The sequence below is a fragment of the Actinomadura sp. NPDC049382 genome, from assembly GCF_040677125.1.
GTDB lineage: Bacteria > Actinomycetota > Actinomycetes > Streptosporangiales > Streptosporangiaceae > Spirillospora > Spirillospora geliboluensis.
Window position 1 is genome coordinate 36104 of record NZ_JBFARO010000041.1, and the last position, 17458, is coordinate 53561.

The window sequence follows — 17458 nt, forward strand, 5'->3', positions numbered from 1 at the left end:
GAGCGGGTCCTGGGGCGGAGCGGATGAGCGGTGTGAGGCTGATCGAGGTCAACGGACGGACGCCGGCCGGAGGCGGTGCGCAATTCCCCGCCGGCGCGGCAATCGCGCGGCTAGTCAATTTTCTGAATAACGGTGCGGAGTCATGACATGCCGCCGCATGGGGACAAGGACGTCCGGCGCTGGGAGACGTGCGGCCTGGCGTGGATCGGCGTGCTGCGGCACGTCTGGTCCGCCGGCGAGGCCGGGCTGGAGGACGGCGGCCCCATCATCGAGGGGCCCCCGCTGCTGTTCGAGGTCAGCTCGCTGAGCTGGGAGGATCCGATCCTCCACGAGTACGGCGACCATGCCCGGCTGGTCCGGCGCGCCCAGGAGCGCACCCGCCGCGTCGTCCGCGGCCGGTACTGGCCCCGGCTGCACGACCTGGACGGGCACGACCAGATCCGCTGGGTGGTCGACCTGCTGCGGGCCAGGCCGTGGACGACCAGCGCGTGGATCTCGCTGACGATCCCCGGCGAGCCGGCCGACGGGCTGCCGGCGCTGACCGCGCTGTCGTTCCGGATCCGCGGCTACCGGCTGACCATGACCGCGATGTTCCGGTCGCAGAACGTCCACCGCGGCTACCTGATGTACATCCCGCTGCGCGAGGTGCAGCTCGGCGTCGCCGAGGAGCTCGGGCTGCCCGCCGGGCCGCTGCGGGTGTTCGTGGACGTCCCGCACGTGCACGTCGCCGACGCCGAGCGGGTGGCGTCCGTGCTCGCCGCCGTCCCGGAACCGAACGCGGCCTGACAGACCGGGGCGAACCCGTAGTTACCGGTGAGTCTTTCCCTGCCGGGAACCGGCGCGGCCCCCTGGTTATAGACTCGTCTGCCGGGGGCGAGGTCCACGACGAGGTGACTCGCGACTTCACCTGCACACAGCACACGAACATCCCACTTTTCCGAAGGACTGTTTCCTCTTGAGCAAGCCCGTCGTCCTCGTCGCAGAAGAACTCTCCCCGGCCGGCATCGCCGTGCTGGAGGCCGACTTCGACGTCCGGAGCGTCGACGGCGGTGACCGCGAGCAGCTGCTCCCGGCCGTCGCCGACGTCGACGCCCTGATCGTGCGCAGCGCCACCAAGGTCACCGCCGAGGTGTTCCAGCACGCCAAGAAGCTCCGGGTCGTCGCCCGCGCCGGCGTCGGCCTCGACAACGTCGACGTGGAGGCCGCCACCAAGGCCGGCGTCATGGTCGTCAACGCGCCCACCTCCAACATCGTCACCGCCGCCGAGCACGCGATCGCGCTGCTCCTCGCCACCGCGCGCAACGTCCCGCAGGGGCACGCCGCGCTCAAGCAGGGCGAGTGGAAGCGCTCGAAGTACACCGGCGTCGAGATGCAGGGCAAGACCGTCGGCGTCCTCGGCCTCGGCCGGATCGGCGTCCTGGTCGCCCAGCGCCTCGCCGCCTTCGACATGAACGTGATCGCGTTCGACCCCTACGTGCAGGCCGCCCGCGCCGCGCAGCTCGGCGTCAAGCTCGTCACGCTCGACGAGCTGCTCCGCGAGAGCGACTTCATCACCGTCCACCTGCCGAAGACCCCCGAGACGCTCGGCCTGGTCGGCGACGCCGAGCTCCACAAGGTCAAGCCGAACGTGCGGATCGTCAACGCCGCCCGCGGCGGGATCGTCGACGAGCAGGCCCTCGACCTCGCCCTCAAGGACGGCCGCGTCGCCGGCGCCGGGCTCGACGTGTTCAGCAGCGAGCCCTGCACCGACAGCCCGCTGTTCCACCACGACAACGTCGTGGTCACCCCGCACCTCGGCGCCAGCACCCACGAGGCGCAGGAGAAGGCCGGCACGCAGGTCGCCCGCTCGGTGAAGCTCGCGCTGTCCGGCGAGTTCGTGCCGGACGCCGTCAACGTGCAGGGCGGCGCGGTCGCCGAGGACGTCAAGCCCGGCCTGCCGCTCGCCGAGAAGCTCGGCCGCATCTTCACCGCCCTCGCCGGCGGCGTCCCCGTCCGGCTCGACGTCGTCGTCCGCGGCGAGATCGCCGAGCACGACGTGAAGGTGCTGGAGCTCGCCGCGCTCAAGGGCGTCTTCGTGGACGTCATCGAGGAGGCCGTGACCTTCGTCAACGCGCCGCTGCTGGCCCGCGACCGCGGCGTCGAGGTCACCCTCACCACCTCCGAGGACAGCCCCGACTGGCGCAACGTCGTGCAGGTGCGCGGCACGATGGCCGACGGCGACGTCGTCTCGGTCTCCGGCACGCTCACCGGCCCGAAGCACGCCGAGCGCATCATCGAGATCAACGGCTACAACATGGAGCTCGTCCCGACCGAGCACATGGCGTTCTTCTCCTACGTCGACCGCCCCGGCATCGTCGGCGCCGTCGGCAAGCTGCTCGGCGACGAGCAGGTCAACATCGCCGGCATGCAGGTCGGCCGGGACGCCAAGGGCGGCAAGGCGCTGATCGCGCTCACCGTCGACTCCGCCATCGCGCCGCAGCTCGTGGAGGCCATCACCCGCGAGGTCGGCGCCGACATGGGCCGCCGCGTCGACCTGGAGGGCTGACGCCCACCCGCTCATCTCACATACTGAGAACCTCCGCCACGGATCGGGACAACCCGCCGTGGCGGAGGTATTCTCGCAGGTAGTCATGCGGCGCTTCGTAGTAATCCTTCGCTGCCGCAGCGGGGCCTGATCATCGGCAGGCCGGCACCCGCTGCGGAGGCTCTGCCTGGCCGTGAGCCCGATTTTCGCGCCGGACCGTGCGACCCCACGCTCCCGGCAGGCCCTCCCGCCACAGCACAGCGAATCTGGAGCATTTGCCATGGACGACACCTGGAACAACACCCCGGCCGAAGAAGCCGAAGAAGAGGCCACCCGAGCCCTGCAGACCGCCCTGGACCGTAGGGCGGAATAGCCCTCCATAGTCCCGCCCGTCCCGCTCGTCCTGGCGCGGGGTGCGAGACTTGGCCGGTGGACGTTGCCGAGGGCGATGAGGTCGCCCGGGTATTGCGCGAGGTCGGCCGGCTGGGGCCCTACTTCGTGCTCCTCACGGACGACGTGGACGGCGGCGCTTGGCGCCCGTTCGCCGGGGACGTCGAGCGGCTGCGGGAACTGACCCGCGATCACGCCGTGCGGCTCCGGACGCAGGAGCGGCGAGTCGCCGCCTCCCTGCTGGTCCAGGGGCTCGCGGCGCGGTTGTGGTCGCCGGTCGCCGCGTCGGCGGCGGGCGGGCTCGTGCCCGACCTCGGGGGCCTGCGGTGGTCGTGGGCGCCCGGCGAGCCGATCAGGCTCGGCGTCCCGGAGCCGCGCGGGTGGCGGGTCGGGGGCGCGGCTGAAGCCGCCTCCGTGATCCATCCCATGGTCGTGGACGGCCTTCTCCGGCCGTTGCTGGCGGCGATGTCCGAGTTCGTCCGGCTCGCGGACGGGCTGGCCTGGGGGAACGCGGCGTCCGCGCTGGCGGGCACTCTGCGGGTGCCGGGGTCGCCGGTGCGGGCCGCGCTGGTGCGCGACCTGCTCGCGCGGGAGCCGCTGGCGGGGGCCCTGGACGACCGGTTCGTCCGCCGGAGCTGCTGCCTGTACTACCGGGTGCCCGGCGGCGGGAAGTGCGGAGATTGCGGGCTGTTGACCGAATCGTGAGACGCGAGCCCAAGCATTGAGACGTTTGCAGTAGAGTGCGCGCATGGCTTCGCGCAGCATTCGTCTGGCCGTCATCCCCGGTGACGGGATCGGCCCCGAGGTGGTCGCCGAGGGACTGAAGGTCCTCGACGCCGTGTCCGGCGACCTCACGTTCGAGCAGACCTCCTACGACCTGGGCGCCGCCCGCTGGCACCGGACGGGGGAGACGCTGCCCGACTCGGTGCTGGCCGAGCTGCGCGAGCAGGAGGTCATCCTGCTCGGCGCCGTCGGCGACCCGAGCGTGCCCAGCGGGACGTTGGAGCGCGGGCTGCTGCTGCGCACCCGCTTCGAGCTCGACCACTACGTCAACCTGCGGCCCGTGAAGCTGTTCCCGGGGGTCGCGACGCCGCTGGCCGGCGTGTCGCCCGCCGACATCGACATGGTCGTCGTCCGGGAGGGCACCGAGGGCCCGTACACCGGCGTCGGCGGGGTGCTGCGCAAGGGCACGCCGCACGAGGTCGCCACGCAGGAGAGCGTGAACACCGCGTTCGGGGTCGAGCGGGTCGTCCGGTACGCGTTCGAGGTCGCGGCGTCCCGGCCGCGCAAGAAGCTCACGCTCGTCCACAAGGACAACGTCCTGACCTTCGCCGGCGACCTGTACCAGCGGGTCCTCAAGCGGGTCGGCGAGGAGTACCCGCAGATCGCCACGGACTACGTCCACGTCGACGCGGCCACGATGTTCTTCGTCAACCAGCCGCAGCGGTTCGACGTGGTCGTCACCGACAACCTGTTCGGCGACATCATCACCGACATCGGCGCCGCGATCGCGGGCGGGATCGGGCTCGCCGCGTCCGGCAACGTCAACCCCGACCGGACGGCGCCGTCGATGTTCGAGCCGGTGCACGGCAGCGCGCCCGACATCGCCGGGCAGGGCAAGGCCGACCCGACCGCCACGATCCTGTCCGTCGCCATGCTGCTCGACCACCTCGGCGAGGGCGACGCCGCCCGCCGGGTCGAGCAGGCCGTCTCCGACGACCTGGCCGAGCGCGCCGCCCTGGGCGCCCGGTCCACGTCCCAGATCGGCGACGCGATCGCCAAGCGAGTATCCGGGTAGGGCACGCCGCCTGTCCGGACGGACCGGGCGTGCCCTCGCGGCGCGCCCGGTTTTCGGCATGCGCCGCGCGTGGAGGAGCAGGTCTAGACGAAGTACGACAATAGGGATGAGAGACGCCACAGCGGCGATGGGGCCGCCCGGCGATCCGCGAGAGGACGAACCGCGATGAGCGACACCCTGGAGTTCGAGATCACGCGCACCGAGCGGCCCGCGAGCGCCGCCGAGCGGGCCGCGGTCCTGGCCGATCCCGGCTTCGGCCGGCACTTCACCGACCACATGGTCACGATCAGGTACTCGGCCGAGCGCGGCTGGCACGACGCGAGACTCGAACCGTACGGGCCGATCCCGATGGACCCGGCCTCGCAGGTGTTCCACTACGCCCAGGAGCTCTTCGAGGGTCTCAAGGCCTACAAGCAGCCGGACGGGTCCATCGTCACCTTCCGGCCGTACATGAACGCGGCGCGGATGAACCGGTCCGCCAAGCGGATGGCGATGCCGGAGATCCCCGAGCAGCTGTTCGTCGACGCGATCGAACTGCTCGTCAGCACCGACCGGGACTGGGTCCCCGACGCCGAGGGCCACAGCCTCTACCTGCGGCCGTTCATGTTCGCCACGACCCGCGCGCTCGGCGTCAACAGCCCCGCGAACGAGTTCCTGTTCATGGTGATCGCGTCGCCGTCCGGGCTGTACTACCCGCGCGGGATCAAGCCCGTCTCGGTGTGGCTGTCGCAGGACTACACCCGCGCCGCCCCCGGCGGGACGGGCGAGGCCAAGTTCGGCGGCAACTACGCGGCGTCGTTCGCCGGGCAGGCCGAGGCCGTCGCGCAGGGCTGCGACCAGGTCGTCTGGCTCGACGCGGTGGAGCACCGCTGGGTCGAGGAGGTCGGCTCGATGAACCTCATGTTCGTCTACGGCTCCGGCGCGGACGCCCGGCTGCTCACCCCCGCGCTCACCGGCACGCTGCTCGCCGGCATCACCCGCGACTCGATGCTCAAGCTGGCGCCCGACCTCGGGGTCCCGGCCGCCGAGGGCAAGATCAGCATCGAGGAGTGGCAGCAGGGCTGCGAGTCCGGCGAGATCACCGAGGTGTTCGGCTGCGGCACCGCCGCGATCATCAGCCCGGTCGGCCGGGTCAAGGGCCGGGACAGGGAGTGGACGATCGGCGACGGCGAGCCCGGCGAGATCTCGATGCGGCTCCGCCAGGAGCTGGTCGGCATCCAGTACGGCACCCGCCCCGACCCCTACGGCTGGGTCCACAAACTCGTCTGACCTGCGGGTCCATGGGCCCCGGCCGACCGTGCGCCGGGGCCCCGCCGTCTCATCATCCGAGACGGATGTCCCAAGCATTCGACGCGTATGGCAGACTGGAGCGCATCATGCGCAACAGCCTCGTCATTATCGGCTGGCGCGCCGGCAGCTAACGGGACACCGCCGGCGCGCAGACCTCTCACGTCCGTGAGGGGTCTTTTTTGTGCCCTGGCGCCACCCTCTGGGGGTTCTCACCTATGCAAGGCGACGCGTTCCACGTCTACGACACCACCCTGCGCGACGGGTCCCAGCAGGAGGGGCTCAACCTCTCCGTGCCCGACAAGCTCGCCATCGCGCGGCACCTCGACGACCTGGGCGTCGGCTTCATCGAGGGCGGCTGGCCGGGCGCCAACCCCAAGGACACCGAGTTCTTCAGGCGCGCTCGAACAGAGCTCGACCTGAGGCACGCGCGGCTCACCGCGTTCGGCGCGACCCGCCGGGCCGGGGTGAAGGCGGCCGACGACCCCCAGGTCGCCGCCCTGCGCGAATCCGGCGCGTCCGTCGTGACCCTTGTCGCCAAGAGCCACGACAGGCACGTCGAGCTGGCCCTCCGCACCACCCTGGAGGAGAACCTCGCGATGATCCGCGACACGGTCTCCCACCTGCGTGCGGAGGGCCAACGAGTCTTCCTGGACGCCGAGCACTTCTTCGACGGCTACCAGGCCAACCGCGCCTACGCGCTGGAGGCCGTCCGCACCGCCGCCGAGGCCGGCGCGGACGTCGTCGCGCTCTGCGACACCAACGGCGGCATGCTGCCGGACGAGCTGGCCGAGGTCGTCCACGAGGTCGTCGGGTACGGCGTCCGCGTCGGCATCCACTGCCACGACGACTCCGGCTGCGCGGTGGCGAACACGCTCGCCGCGGTGAAGGCCGGCGCCACCCACGTGCAGGGCTGCGCCAACGGCTACGGCGAGCGCAGCGGTAACGCCAACCTGTTCACCGTCGTCGGCAACCTGCAGCTCAAGCGCGGCATGAACCTCGTGTCGGACGCGCAGCTCGCCGAGATGACCCGGATCGCGCACGCCGTCTCCGAGGTCACCAACGTCGCGCCCAGCTCGCAGCAGCCCTACGTGGGCGTGTCGGCGTTCGCGCACAAGGCGGGCCTGCACGCGTCGGCGGTCAAGGTCGACCCGGACCTGTACCAGCACATCGACCCGGCCGCCGTCGGCAACGACATGCGGATGCTGGTGTCGAGCATGGCGGGGCGCGCGTCCGTCGAGCTGAAGGGCCGCGAGCTCGGCTACGACCTGTCCGGCGAGAAGGCCAAGGACGTCGTCGCCAAGGTCAAGGAGCTGGAGTCCACCGGCTACACCTTCGAGGCCGCGGACGCCTCGTTCGAGCTGCTGCTGCGCGAGGAGCTGACCGGCGTCCGGCAGCGGCACTTCGAGGTCGAGTCGTGGCGGTCGATCGTGGAGCGCCGCCCCGACGGCTCCATGGTCAGCGAGGCCACCGTCAAGCTGCACGCCAAGGGCGAGCGGATCATCGCGACCGGCGAGGGCAACGGCCCCGTCAACGCCCTCGACAACGCGCTGCGCCTCGCGCTCGGCCGGCTGTACCCGGAGCTCGGGCGGCTGGAGCTGGTCGACTACAAGGTCCGCATCCTGGAGGGCGCGCACGGCACCGACGCCCGGACCCGCGTGCTGATCGAGTCCGGCGACGGCGAGCGCGAGTGGGGCACGGTCGGCGTCGAGGACAACGTCATCGCCGCGTCCTGGCAGGCCCTGGAGGAGGCCGTCACCTACTGCCTGCTGCGCGCCGGCCACGAGGCCGGCTGAGGCCGCCCGCCGCGCGCGGCCGCGCTCGGGACGCCCCGTCGGGGAATGCCACCGGCCTGCGGGGCATTATCGGGGCATGAGCACCGAGATCACGGACAACGCCGAGAAGAGCCGCTACGAGATCAGGGTGGACGGAGACCTCGCCGGGTTCGCCGAGTACGAGCACGGGGAGGGCTCCGTCGTCTTCACCCACACCGAGGTCGACTCGGCGTTCGAGGGCAAGGGCATCGGGAGCGCGCTCGCCCGCGGCGCGCTGGACGACGTGCGGGGCACGGGCCGGACGGCCGTCCCGCTGTGCCCGTTCATCAAGAAGTGGATCGAGAAGCACCCCGACTACCAGGACCTCGTGGCGTCCTGACCCTCACACCGCGCGGAGCCGGGACGCGCCGCCCTCCAGCATCAGCCACGCCGACAGCGACGCCTCCTTCAGCCGGACCCTGACCCGCGAGTAGCGGCCCGGGTCGACGAGGCCGGGGGCGGGCGTGATCACCGTGTCGTACACGAAGTCGGACGTGACGAACGCCAGGTCGGCGCCGGTCTCGGCGACGCGGCGCTTCACCGCCGGGGCGTCCACCATCCGCCGCGTCGTGATGATGGCCGTCCCGGCGACGCCCTTCGGGCCGCGCTGCACCGGGCCGACGTGCAGCGCGGCGCGCAGCTGCAGCCGGGTGGCCTCGGCGGCGCGCCGGTTGTGCCGCCGCAGCTCCGCGGCCAGGTGCGCGAGCATCGGGTCGACCACCGTGTCGGTCGGCGTGGTCGGCGGGACGACGACGAGCGCGCCGTCGCCGCGGTCCTCCTGGTAGAGCCGGCCGAAGTCGAGGCCGGACGCGGTGAACGCCTCGCCCATCAGGTCGTACATCGCGGACAGCACGTACTCGCGGTCGGCGTCGGTGCGCACCGGCGAGCTGAACCGCGTGATGTCGGTGATGAGGATCGAGCAGTTGCCCCGCACGTCCTGGACGTCGTGCTTCTCGACCTGCCGCCGGTAGACCTGCTGCTCCAGGACGGCCCGCACGCGCGGGTTGAGGTCGAGGAAGGCCCCGAACTCGTGGGCGCCGACGCGCAGCGCCTCGACGTCGCTCTCCGCCGTGACGGTCGCGGACCGGTCCCGCACCACCAGCGCCGCCCGCTCGCCGACCAGCTCCCCGGCGCCCCGGAACGCGATGATCCGCTGCTCGGCGCCCTCCCGGACCCACACCCGCGTCCAGCCGGACAGGATCACGATGACCTCGCCCGCGACCCCGCCCTCCCGGCACAGGACCTCCTCGGCGCGGTAGAGGTGCCGGTGCGCACGCGCGGCGAGGTCGTACCGCTCGGCGGGCGTCAGCGCGTCCCAGAACGCCGTCGCCGCGCCGGCCGGCGCGGCGAGGTCGGGGACCGCGAGCATGCGGGGCGCCGCCGCCAGGACCGGCGGTCCGGGCGTCTCCCGCAGCGTGCCGGCCTTCAGGTACTGGACGAGGGCGTTGGCCACGGCCACCGCCGGAAACGTCAGGAATGTCAGGAACCCGCAGACGGCGGCGGTCGCCGAGCCGCCCACCGCGTATCCGAGCACCACGGCCGCGAGCGTCACCGCGGTGATGGCCTTCGCGTTCATCGTGCCCGCGTGCGAGGCCGTGCGCCTCCGCCACCGCGCCCTCCAGCGGTTCAGTTCCACGGAGTCTTCCTTCCCCCGGGAAGGCCGGGCGTAGTGTCACCCGGCCTCTCGGCGTCGGTTCCGTCCCCACGTCTCCCACTGAAGAGAGTAGAGCGAGATACATACGAAAGCCATACGATGACTGTCTAAAGCTCGGGAACGGTTATGTCACTCGATGGCAAGACAGAGATATCGCAGGTTTCTCGCCCCGCCCGCCGGGGAACCCTTCCCGTGCATGCTGTACGTTGGGCATGGATTTGCTGACGGAGGGCTGTATGGTCGCCTGACCGGCGGGGCCTTCCGGTCCCGGCGCCGGAAGGGACGGGGCGGGCCGGGCTCCGCGCCCCCGGATAGGAGTGAGCGCTCATGACGACATCCCGAGCAGCCTCCGAGACCTCGGGCGGGTCCATGGACGCGGACGATCCCGGCCGCGCCGCGCCCGCCGGGAACCCGCGCGCGGAGGCGGTCCCGCACAGCGAGCGCGTCACGGTCAACCTGACCGGCAAGGCCGTCCAGGCCCTCCAGCGCCTCCAGGAGCAGACCGGCTACAACAAGACCGACTGCATCAACCGCGCGCTGATCATCGCCGGCGAGATCGAGGGCATGTCCCGCGAACCCGGCGCCTTCTACTGGCGCGAGACCCCCGACAGCGACCTCATGCTCGTCCGCTTCGTCTGACCCGCGTCGTGCGGCACGCCCGCACGAGGCCGGGGCGGCGGTTCGGGGACGTCAGGGGATGCGGACGTCCTGCCGGGCGGACGCCGGCTTCGCGAGCCGCTGCGGGGACTCCTCGGTGATGCGCCATGGGCGGTCCCGCCGGATCGCGGCGAGAGGTCTCTGGAAAAGGGCGCCCGAGGGTGTGTTGTCGCTGGTCGTGCGAATCGCGACATCGACGAAGCCCAAGCCGCGGTAGTAGTCGTGCAGCGCGTGGTTGTCGGTCCAGACGTCGATCCTGATCAGTTCCGCGTTCCGCTGCAGTGAGGCGCCCTTGAGGCCGGCCCAGTCGATCAGCTCGGCGCCGAGGCCCGTGCCCGCGTACCCCCGGTGGACGACGAGCCGGTGCAGGTAGACGGCCTCGGTCTCGCGCTCCTCCGCCGTCCAGAGCTCCTCCTGGCCGAGCGTCCTGATGGAGACGGTCCCGATCGGGTCGTCCGCGTCGAACAGCAGCCAGGTCTCCCCGTTGGCCAGGGCCTCGTGGACCCGCTTCATCCGCCCCTCCGGGCTCGGCCAGGGCCGCTCCCACTGCCGCGTGTCCTTCCCCCGCAGCCAGCCGGCCGCGTGGTCGATCAGGTCGAGGACGACGCGGAGCTCGTCCGGCCGGGCCGTGCGGATGCGGTACCTGGGATCAGCGGCCCGGCTGCGTCGGCGGGCCCCGGTGTCTGTGTCCACGTGCTCCTGACTCCGAGAAAAGACCGAGCCCCCGCCTCCCGGCCGGGCGACGGGAGCGCGAGGGCTCCCGTCCGGTCGGGAAGGGGGGCGTATGGGCAGTGTGGGACGGCCGCCGCGGCCGGGCGGCGGCCGGGCTATCCGCTTGCGGCGCCGTCGTCCGGCGGCGGTTCGGCCCCGGACTCCTCGGTGGACGCCAGACCGGGCGTCTTGAGGACGTCGAGGGGCACGTCGCCGTCGTTGTAGTGCAGCCGCGTGCGGTCCGCGGGCCAGACGGTCACGGTGACGCGGAACGCCTTGCCGTCGGAGGAGTAGGCGGTCCGGACGGTCTCGAACACGACGCTCGCCGCGGAGTCGCCGAGGCGGAAGAAGCGCTTCTCGTTCTCGTCCGGGACGCGGGCCTTGATCTCGTCGTGGAAGCCCACCTCGCGGTACCCGAGCGCCTCGCCCAGGTACGCCACGGCGCCCTCGGGGATGTCGCGCGGGTACAGCAGCCGGGACGCGCCGTTGGTGGCGAACTCCAGCGGGTAGAAGGACGTCTGCAGCACCCACGGCTTCTCGTCGAGGAAGATCTCCTGGTGCCGGGAGATGAACTCCGAGCCGGACTTCGTCTGCAGGTACCGGGCGATGACCTTGGTGCCCTCCTGGACCTCCACCTTGACCTGCGACACCGACGCGTTGCGGCCCGCGGGGATGGCGGCGTCGCGGTTGTACCAGTCGTCCGACACGGCGCCGGGCGCGAGCCCGAGCTCGACGGCGCGGAGCGTGACGTGGACGATGTCGGGCCGCGGCACGACGAACGTCCCCTTGCCCTGCTCCGAGACGACGTACCCCTGCTGCCGGAGCCAGGCGAGCGCGTCCCGGACCGTGTTGCGGGACGCGCGGTAGTGCAGCTCCAGTTCCTTCTCGGGAGGGAGCGGGCGCCGCCCGGACGACCCGTCCTCGGGCGCGAGGTCCCCGGAGTCGATGCGCCGGCGCAGGTCGTCGGCGATGTCACGCCAGCGGAGAGGCGTCGTGCGGGCCATCGGATCCGCTCCCTTCCTGCCGGTTCGCGGTCCGGTCGTGCCGACCGCCCGATGAGCGGGACGTGCACGGAACCGGACTTCTGAACAAGTACTTCCCATCCCAGGTGTTTGCAATCCCAAGAAAGGGTACACCTTGACTGAGAGACTTGTTGGTACAAGTCGATGAAACGAGAACAGCGACAACGGTATCAGCAGGACGTCCCAGACGTAAGGGATATCGCGAACCCGGAGGAGGTTCACCATGACCGCGCTGGTCGCGCTGTGGATCCTGGTCCCCGCGGCGCTCTTCCTGACCCTGGTCCTCTACACCGTCGGCATCGGCCTCCGGACGCGGAACGCGGACCTGCGCGGCGAGGCCGCCGCGGCGGGGGCCGACGGCCGCGCGCCGCGGCTGGTCACCGTCCGCGGCCTGGACGGGCCGCGCACATGATCCCCGGTCGCCGCGGGGCGGGCCGCTGACCTAAGGAGCGTTCGAGGTGGAAGACAGCCGGATGGACACGGCGCCGAGCGCGCCGGAGCAGCGGGGCGCGCCGGGGTGGCCCGGCCGGCCGGACCCGCCCGCCGGGGCCGGTCCGGCGGGCGGCCTCCGTGCGGTGGGGGAGCACCTCCTGGTGGACGGGCCGGCCCTGATGGATCAGCCGGGCCCGGGGGCGGTTCCGGTGCTGAGTCTGACGCCGGTCCCCGAGCCGCGCGCGGCACGGGAGCCGTGGGACGGCGCCCTGCGCCTGGCGGTCACCGGGGTGACGGTCCTGGTGATCACGGCCGAGCTGGGGCGGCGGGCGGGCGCGCCGGCGCGGCTGACCGCGGTGTGCTCGGCCGGGGCGTGCGCCATGGCCGTCGGGCCGTGGCTCGTCCCGCAGCTCGTCCCCCGGCTCGCCTCGGCCTGACACTTCGGAGAACAGGGGGTACTGAAGGGAGGAATGTGGTGAAAGGGGCTGTTTGGCCTGCCTTCAGCCAAATTTCTCCCTCAGAAACAGGGCATATGGGATCAACTTCCCTCATACTTCGTAATGAGATCGAAGAGAGGGATGACCCAGTGATCGACCGAATTCGGCCCCTGCCTCACTCGGACCCCTTCGTCGACGCCACCCGTGCCTACATCACCCGGGTCGGCGATGAGCTGCAGGCGAGCGGGGTGGCCCTCCGCGACGTCTGGCTCGACCCGTGCAGCCCCCGGGACGCGACCTTCGTCCTCGGGCTCCGGGCCGTCGTGTGGAACGAGTCCGAGGGCTTCGTGCTCGGCGAGTTCGTCTCCGGGGAGCCCGGCGTGCGGACGGTGCTGCGCGACCCCGTGCGGCTCGGAGACGGCGTGCTGCCCGACCCGCGCTCGGTCGCGCGGGCGCTGGAACGCGGCGGTGAGGGCGCGCCGGTCGCGCTGCGGTCCTACGGCGCCGGGCACGACGGCTTCGAGGACGCGCTGCTCCGCTACACCGCTGACTGAAAACCGGTCGTTCGCACGAACGAGGATGTTTCCATCGGTATCGGGGCGGCTACGCAGAAAGTTCGCCAAACTCGGCTAAACCGGTGGCGGATTTTGTGAACGGCGTCCAATATGGGGTCTGCACGGTACGCGTGGCGTTCCCGCGTGCCCGCGTCCATCGAACCGAATCGCCGGAGTGATCGCATGCCCGCTCGACCCTGGACCCCCGAGGACCTTGGGCGTCCCACGGACGGGACATGGGCCGACGTCGCCTTCGGCCTGGGCGAGATGTACGAGCACGAGGGCGACCTGGAGCAGGCCGCCGGCTGGTACCGGCGGGCCGCCGAGTCCGGCCGCGCCGACGCCGCGCTGCGCCTCGGCGCCGTGCTGGGGCGGATGGCCGACGCCGGGACCGCCGGCGACGCGGCCGGGGAGCTGATCGCCGAGGCCGCGCGCTGGCTCAGCGGGGCCCTCGACACCACCAGCACGGACGCCATCGAGCTCATCACCGACATGCTCAACCGGCAGCTGCGGCAGGCCGCGCGCCGCGGGCTGGAGCCCGCCCCGGCCGGCTGACGCCCTCCGCGCGCCGCCCGGTTCGATATGAACCGAACCGCTTCGCCCGTCGTCGGACTCCATGAGATCGACGACAGCGGAGGGTGGACGAGTTGAGCGGCGAGGAGCCCGGGTACGTGCCCCCGGACCACAAGACGACCGCCGAGTTCCGTGTCCCCGGCCGGGCCGCCGCGCCGGACGCCGGGACGGGCGGCGATGCCGCCCTCGTCGACGAACCCGCGGACGGCCCGGCGGACGCGACGGTCCAGGACGTCCCGGTGGACGATCTGGCCGGCGCCCCGGACGTCACCCTCGACGACGCCCTCCCGGTCGACGACCCGGAAGACGATCCGGAAGACGATCCGGAAGACGACCGCGAGGATGATCCCGAGGACGATCCCGAGGTGACGTCGCAGGATCTCGCCGCGGAGGGCCCCGGAGTGACGTCCCGCGATGCGCCGGAGAAGCCGTCCGCGACGGTCACCGACATCCGCCTCGAAGAGCACGCCCCGCCTCGGGAAGAGCCGGAACGGCCGGCGCCCTCGCCCCCGCCGGTCGTGGGGGAGGCCCCCTGGACGGAGCGGTTCGGCGCGGAGCAGGAGACGGCGGCTTCCGGTGCCGCCGCGCCGGCGGCGGCCGCCTTCGCCATGCCGTCGCCGGACCCCGCCGGGGCCGCCGGCGCCCAGCCCGACGCGACCGCCCCGGCGATGCCGGCCGGCGCAGTGCCGCCGGCGCGGTCCAGGCGCCCGATGATCCTGATCGCGGTGGTCGGGGCCGTGGTGCTGCTGGCCGCCGCCGCGCTCGTGGCACTCCTGTTCTCGGGGAACGACTCGAAGGACGAGAAGGCCGCCCCGGAACCGGCTCCTCCGGCGGCGTCCGCCCCCGCGGCCGGCGGGCCCGCCCCGGTGCCGTCGTCCGGCGCGCCCACCCCGGGCGAGACGCCGCCCGCGGCGCCGCCCGCGAACGGTCAGCCGCCTGCGGAGCAGCCCAGCGGGCCGCCTCCGGTGACCACCGCCCCGATCGGCCCGCTCGTCGGCGGCGACGGGATCACCTACCAGCTCGTCCAGCAGGACGAGGGGTACTTCGAGGGCAGGATGGTCATCACCAACCGCACCGGCCGTCCCATGACGACGTGGACGCTGACGTTCCGCGCCCCCGGCGCGGACGTGAAGAACATCTGGGGCGCGGCGCTCGTGCACGGCGGCACCGAGGTCGAGATCCGGAACCTGGACGGCGCCCGCGCGATCCCGCCCGGCGGCACCTGGGAGATCCAGTACGGCGCGGCGGGGCGGGCGTCCACGCCGAAGGGCTGCGAGCTCAACGGCGAGGCATGCGGCTTCTGACCGGGGTACTAGGCTCTCGAACATGCGTATCGCCAGGTTCTCCACCGACGACGGCATGTCCTTCGGTGTGGTGGAGGAGAACACCGTCGCCGCCATCGCGGCCCACCCGTTCGGGGAGCCGACGTTCACCGGGCAGCGCCTCCCGCTCGCCGACGTCCGGCTGCTCGCGCCGATCCTGCCCAGCAAGATCATCGCGATCGGGAAGAACTACGCCGACCACGTCCGCGAGATGGGCGGGGACGCGCCGCCCGCCGAACCGGTGATCTTCTCCAAGCCGTCCACCGCCGTGATCGGCCCGGGCGAGGCGATCACGTACCCGGAGAAGCTGTCCGAGCGCGTCGACCACGAGGGCGAGCTCGCCGTCGTCATCGGCCGCATGTGCCGCGAGGTGCCCGCGTCCCGCGCCGCCGAGGTCATCCTCGGCTACACCTGCGCCAACGACGTCACCGCCCGCGACCTGCAGCAGAAGGACGGGCAGTGGACGCGGGCCAAGGGCTTCGACACGTTCTGCCCGATCGGCCCCTGGATCGAGACCGAGGCCGACCCCGCCGACCTGGCGATCACCACCTCCGTCAACGGCGAGGTCCGCCAGGACGCCCGGACGTCCCAGCTGCTGCACGATGTCCCGGCCCTCGTCGAGTACGTCAGCCAGGTCATGACGCTCCTGCCCGGCGACGTCATCCTCACCGGCACCCCCGCCGGCGTCGGCCCGATGCAGATCGGGGACGAGGTGACCGTCACCATCGAGGGCATCGGCAGCCTCACCAACCGCGTCGTCTCCCGCGACTGAGCCATGGCGTTCGGCGGCTTCACCGACGAGGCGTTCTCCTTCTACGAGGGCTTGCAGGGCGACAACAGCAAGCCCTACTGGACGTCCCACAAAGAGACCTACGAGCGCCATGTGCGCCAACCGCTGACCGAACTGTGCGCCGAGCTCGAAGACGAGTTCGGCGCGGTCAAGCTCTTCCGGCCCTACCGGGACGTCCGCTTCAGCAAGGACAAGACGCCCTACAAGACGCACCAGGGCGGGCACACCGCCGAAGGGTTCTACATCCAGATCGACGCCGACGGCCTGATGGTCGCCGGCGGGATGTACGCGCCCACCCCGGACCAGCTCCGCCGCTACCGCGAGGCCGCCGCGTCCGACACCTTCGGCGGCGAGCTCCAGTCCATCGTGGACGACCTCCGCGCCGCCGGCATGGAGATCGCCGGCGACCGGCTCAAGACCCGCCCCCGCGGCACGCCCCCCGACCACCCGCGCCTCGAACTCCTGCGGCACCGCTCCCTGTACGCCCACACAGGCTGGCCCGCCGACCCGTGGGCGGCGGACCCCGACGAGGTCCGCACGCGCGTACGGACGTCCTGGCGGCGCCTGCGCCCCCTCGTGGACTGGGGACGGGAGCACATCGGGCCGCCCGACTTCACCCGCTGAGACCCGCCCCGCCAATCGTTTTGGCGGTTCTCCCAAGACCCTGTATTCTCATCGAGGCGCGAGCGACCAGCCGGAAACGGAACGGAAGCTCGTACCTCACTGGGGTATGGTGTAATCGGCAGCACGAGTGATTCTGGTTCACTTAGTCTAGGTTCGAGTCCTGGTACCCCAGCTGCGTCCGTCCTGCAGGCGGACACACGCCCCCGTCGTCTAGTGGCCTAGGACGCCGCCCTCTCAAGGCGGTAACGGCGGTTCGAATCCGCTCGGGGGTACTTGCCTACGGCTGCTCATCGGCCTTTGGCCGATTTCGCCGCCCTCTGGTGTTTCCCAGGGGGGCGACCCCCTGGAACCCCCGATGTTCGGGCTTCGCCCTCACGGTGGCTGGGGCGTACTCGGAGGATCCTTTTCTGCGACGTCCAAGAGCGTTCCTGTGCGGACGTGTATGGGCTTCTTGCTTGCTCCTCATCCCTTGGCAGTTGATGGGACCCGTCGGTGTGCCCGCTGCTCGCCTGTTAGACGAGCGTGCCGTCGGTGCTGTGGGGTTGGGTGGGGGCTTCTGTGTGGTCTACGTGTGTGATCTACATGTGGGGGCTGCGGGGGGAAATCTGGTCGAGGCGGGGGGCTGCGTCCGGTAGGCTGGGCGAGGCCCGGGCGGGAGATCGCACCGGGTGAAAAGTCCGGCCCCCGTCGTCTAGTGGCCTAGGACGCCGCCCTCTCAAGGCGGTAACGGCGGTTCGAATCCGCTCGGGGGTACACGTGGAACCGCAGGGGAACCTGCGGTTTTTTCTTTTTGCGGGTCTGCCCGTTGGAAGGGCGGTTGCCGGGCGATCACCACCGGGCATGCGTGGGTAGGGGCGTGTCCATGAGCA

The 17458-nt window shown here is 71.7% G+C and carries 18 protein-coding genes and 3 tRNA genes; 18 read left to right on the top strand and 3 right to left on the bottom strand.

Translation table 11 applies throughout. The annotated features are described in order from the left end of the window. Positions 1–147: 147 nt before the first annotated feature. The 7 genes from AB0K34_RS23835 to AB0K34_RS23865 all read left to right on the top strand — a co-directional run bounded on the left by AB0K34_RS23835 (position 148) and on the right by AB0K34_RS23865 (position 8153). Complete coding sequence (locus AB0K34_RS23835) at positions 148–786, top strand: hypothetical protein (protein WP_240807859.1); 639 nt, start codon at positions 148–150, stop codon at positions 784–786. A 169-nt stretch (positions 787–955) separates the two neighbouring features. Continuing rightward, positions 956–2545: a phosphoglycerate dehydrogenase gene (gene serA, locus AB0K34_RS23840; RefSeq protein WP_138637822.1), complete on the top strand. Its 1590-nt coding sequence runs from the start codon at positions 956–958 to the stop codon at positions 2543–2545. Positions 2546–2953: 408 nt separating this feature from the next. Next, on the top strand, positions 2954–3619 hold the full coding sequence (locus AB0K34_RS23845; RefSeq protein ID WP_364550914.1) for a (2Fe-2S)-binding protein: 666 nt from the start codon (positions 2954–2956) through the stop codon (positions 3617–3619). Between the two features lie 43 nt (positions 3620–3662). Then, complete coding sequence (locus tag AB0K34_RS23850; RefSeq protein WP_301176775.1) at positions 3663–4712, top strand: 3-isopropylmalate dehydrogenase; 1050 nt, start codon at positions 3663–3665, stop codon at positions 4710–4712. Between the two features lie 165 nt (positions 4713–4877). Beyond that, positions 4878–5981: a branched-chain amino acid aminotransferase gene (locus tag AB0K34_RS23855; protein ID WP_364550916.1), complete on the top strand. Its 1104-nt coding sequence runs from the start codon at positions 4878–4880 to the stop codon at positions 5979–5981. 236 nt (positions 5982–6217) lie between these two features. Next, entirely contained in the window at positions 6218–7795 is a 1578-nt protein-coding gene (gene cimA, locus AB0K34_RS23860; RefSeq protein WP_138637826.1) for a citramalate synthase, read from the top strand. Positions 7796–7871: 76 nt separating this feature from the next. Continuing rightward, complete coding sequence (locus AB0K34_RS23865) at positions 7872–8153, top strand: GNAT family N-acetyltransferase (protein WP_364550918.1); 282 nt, start codon at positions 7872–7874, stop codon at positions 8151–8153. A gap of 3 nt (positions 8154–8156) precedes the next feature. Here the strand turns inward: AB0K34_RS23865 and AB0K34_RS23870 are convergent, their stop codons facing one another. Further along, positions 8157–9449 carry a cyclic nucleotide-binding domain-containing protein gene (locus AB0K34_RS23870; protein WP_301176777.1) on the bottom strand — a complete coding sequence of 431 codons (1293 nt, stop codon included), beginning with the start codon at positions 9447–9449 and terminating at the stop codon, positions 8157–8159. A 345-nt stretch (positions 9450–9794) separates the two neighbouring features. Between AB0K34_RS23870 and AB0K34_RS23875 the strand changes: the two genes are divergently transcribed. Further along, positions 9795–10106 (top strand): hypothetical protein, encoded by a 312-nt coding sequence (locus AB0K34_RS23875; protein ID WP_205719344.1) that lies wholly within the window; start codon positions 9795–9797, stop codon positions 10104–10106. Positions 10107–10157: 51 nt separating this feature from the next. On the opposite strand, the gene AB0K34_RS23880 is transcribed toward AB0K34_RS23875, so the two are convergent. Together AB0K34_RS23880 and AB0K34_RS23885 are read right to left on the bottom strand one after the other, a co-directional pair. Then, a complete protein-coding gene (locus AB0K34_RS23880; RefSeq protein ID WP_364550921.1) occupies positions 10158–10817 on the bottom strand; it encodes a GNAT family N-acetyltransferase in 660 nt (219 codons plus the stop codon). A gap of 134 nt (positions 10818–10951) precedes the next feature. Next, positions 10952–11839 carry a GntR family transcriptional regulator gene (locus AB0K34_RS23885; protein ID WP_364550923.1) on the bottom strand — a complete coding sequence of 296 codons (888 nt, stop codon included), beginning with the start codon at positions 11837–11839 and terminating at the stop codon, positions 10952–10954. Positions 11840–12080: 241 nt separating this feature from the next. On the opposite strand from AB0K34_RS23885, the gene AB0K34_RS23890 reads away from it, so the two are divergent. The 10 genes from AB0K34_RS23890 to AB0K34_RS23935 all read left to right on the top strand — a co-directional run bounded on the left by AB0K34_RS23890 (position 12081) and on the right by AB0K34_RS23935 (position 17342). Continuing rightward, complete coding sequence (locus tag AB0K34_RS23890) at positions 12081–12269, top strand: hypothetical protein (RefSeq protein WP_138637831.1); 189 nt, start codon at positions 12081–12083, stop codon at positions 12267–12269. 46 nt (positions 12270–12315) lie between these two features. Then, a complete protein-coding gene (locus tag AB0K34_RS23895) occupies positions 12316–12726 on the top strand; it encodes a hypothetical protein (protein ID WP_364550925.1) in 411 nt (136 codons plus the stop codon). Positions 12727–12875: 149 nt separating this feature from the next. Beyond that, positions 12876–13280 (top strand): DUF6292 family protein, encoded by a 405-nt coding sequence (locus tag AB0K34_RS23900; RefSeq protein ID WP_138637833.1) that lies wholly within the window; start codon positions 12876–12878, stop codon positions 13278–13280. A gap of 183 nt (positions 13281–13463) precedes the next feature. Further along, the gene (locus tag AB0K34_RS23905) at positions 13464–13835 is read left to right on the top strand and encodes a hypothetical protein (RefSeq protein ID WP_138637834.1); all 372 of its coding nucleotides are present in this window, start codon (positions 13464–13466) and stop codon (positions 13833–13835) included. A gap of 83 nt (positions 13836–13918) precedes the next feature. Next, positions 13919–15157: a cellulose binding domain-containing protein gene (locus AB0K34_RS23910; protein ID WP_364550927.1), complete on the top strand. Its 1239-nt coding sequence runs from the start codon at positions 13919–13921 to the stop codon at positions 15155–15157. Between the two features lie 22 nt (positions 15158–15179). Next, on the top strand, positions 15180–15947 hold the full coding sequence (locus AB0K34_RS23915) for a fumarylacetoacetate hydrolase family protein (protein ID WP_138642349.1): 768 nt from the start codon (positions 15180–15182) through the stop codon (positions 15945–15947). 3 nt (positions 15948–15950) lie between these two features. Continuing rightward, positions 15951–16589 carry a DUF2461 domain-containing protein gene (locus AB0K34_RS23920; protein WP_364550929.1) on the top strand — a complete coding sequence of 213 codons (639 nt, stop codon included), beginning with the start codon at positions 15951–15953 and terminating at the stop codon, positions 16587–16589. A gap of 100 nt (positions 16590–16689) precedes the next feature. Next, positions 16690–16761: transfer RNA gene (locus tag AB0K34_RS23925), tRNA-Gln, on the top strand. Positions 16762–16788: 27 nt separating this feature from the next. Further along, positions 16789–16861: transfer RNA gene (locus AB0K34_RS23930), tRNA-Glu, on the top strand. Positions 16862–17269: 408 nt separating this feature from the next. Next, positions 17270–17342 (top strand) — tRNA-Glu (locus AB0K34_RS23935). Positions 17343–17458 lie beyond the last annotated feature (116 nt).

Excerpts from the sequence above, each read along its gene's own strand:
- AB0K34_RS23855 (WP_364550916.1), top strand. The coding sequence starts at position 4,878 with ATGAGCGACACCCTGGAGTTCGAGATCACGCGCACCGAGCGGCCCGCG.
- AB0K34_RS23850 (WP_301176775.1), top strand. The coding sequence starts at position 3,663 with ATGGCTTCGCGCAGCATTCGTCTGGCCGTCATCCCCGGTGACGGGATC.
- AB0K34_RS23905 (WP_138637834.1), top strand. The coding sequence starts at position 13,464 with ATGCCCGCTCGACCCTGGACCCCCGAGGACCTTGGGCGTCCCACGGAC.
- AB0K34_RS23920 (WP_364550929.1), top strand. The coding sequence starts at position 15,951 with ATGGCGTTCGGCGGCTTCACCGACGAGGCGTTCTCCTTCTACGAGGGC.
- AB0K34_RS23835 (WP_240807859.1), top strand. The coding sequence starts at position 148 with ATGCCGCCGCATGGGGACAAGGACGTCCGGCGCTGGGAGACGTGCGGC.
- AB0K34_RS23890 (WP_138637831.1), top strand. The coding sequence starts at position 12,081 with ATGACCGCGCTGGTCGCGCTGTGGATCCTGGTCCCCGCGGCGCTCTTC.
- AB0K34_RS23865 (WP_364550918.1), top strand. The coding sequence starts at position 7,872 with ATGAGCACCGAGATCACGGACAACGCCGAGAAGAGCCGCTACGAGATC.
- cimA (WP_138637826.1), top strand. The coding sequence starts at position 6,218 with ATGCAAGGCGACGCGTTCCACGTCTACGACACCACCCTGCGCGACGGG.
- AB0K34_RS23915 (WP_138642349.1), top strand. The coding sequence starts at position 15,180 with ATGCGTATCGCCAGGTTCTCCACCGACGACGGCATGTCCTTCGGTGTG.
- AB0K34_RS23885 (WP_364550923.1), bottom strand. The coding sequence starts at position 11,839 with ATGGCCCGCACGACGCCTCTCCGCTGGCGTGACATCGCCGACGACCTG.
- AB0K34_RS23875 (WP_205719344.1), top strand. The coding sequence starts at position 9,795 with ATGACGACATCCCGAGCAGCCTCCGAGACCTCGGGCGGGTCCATGGAC.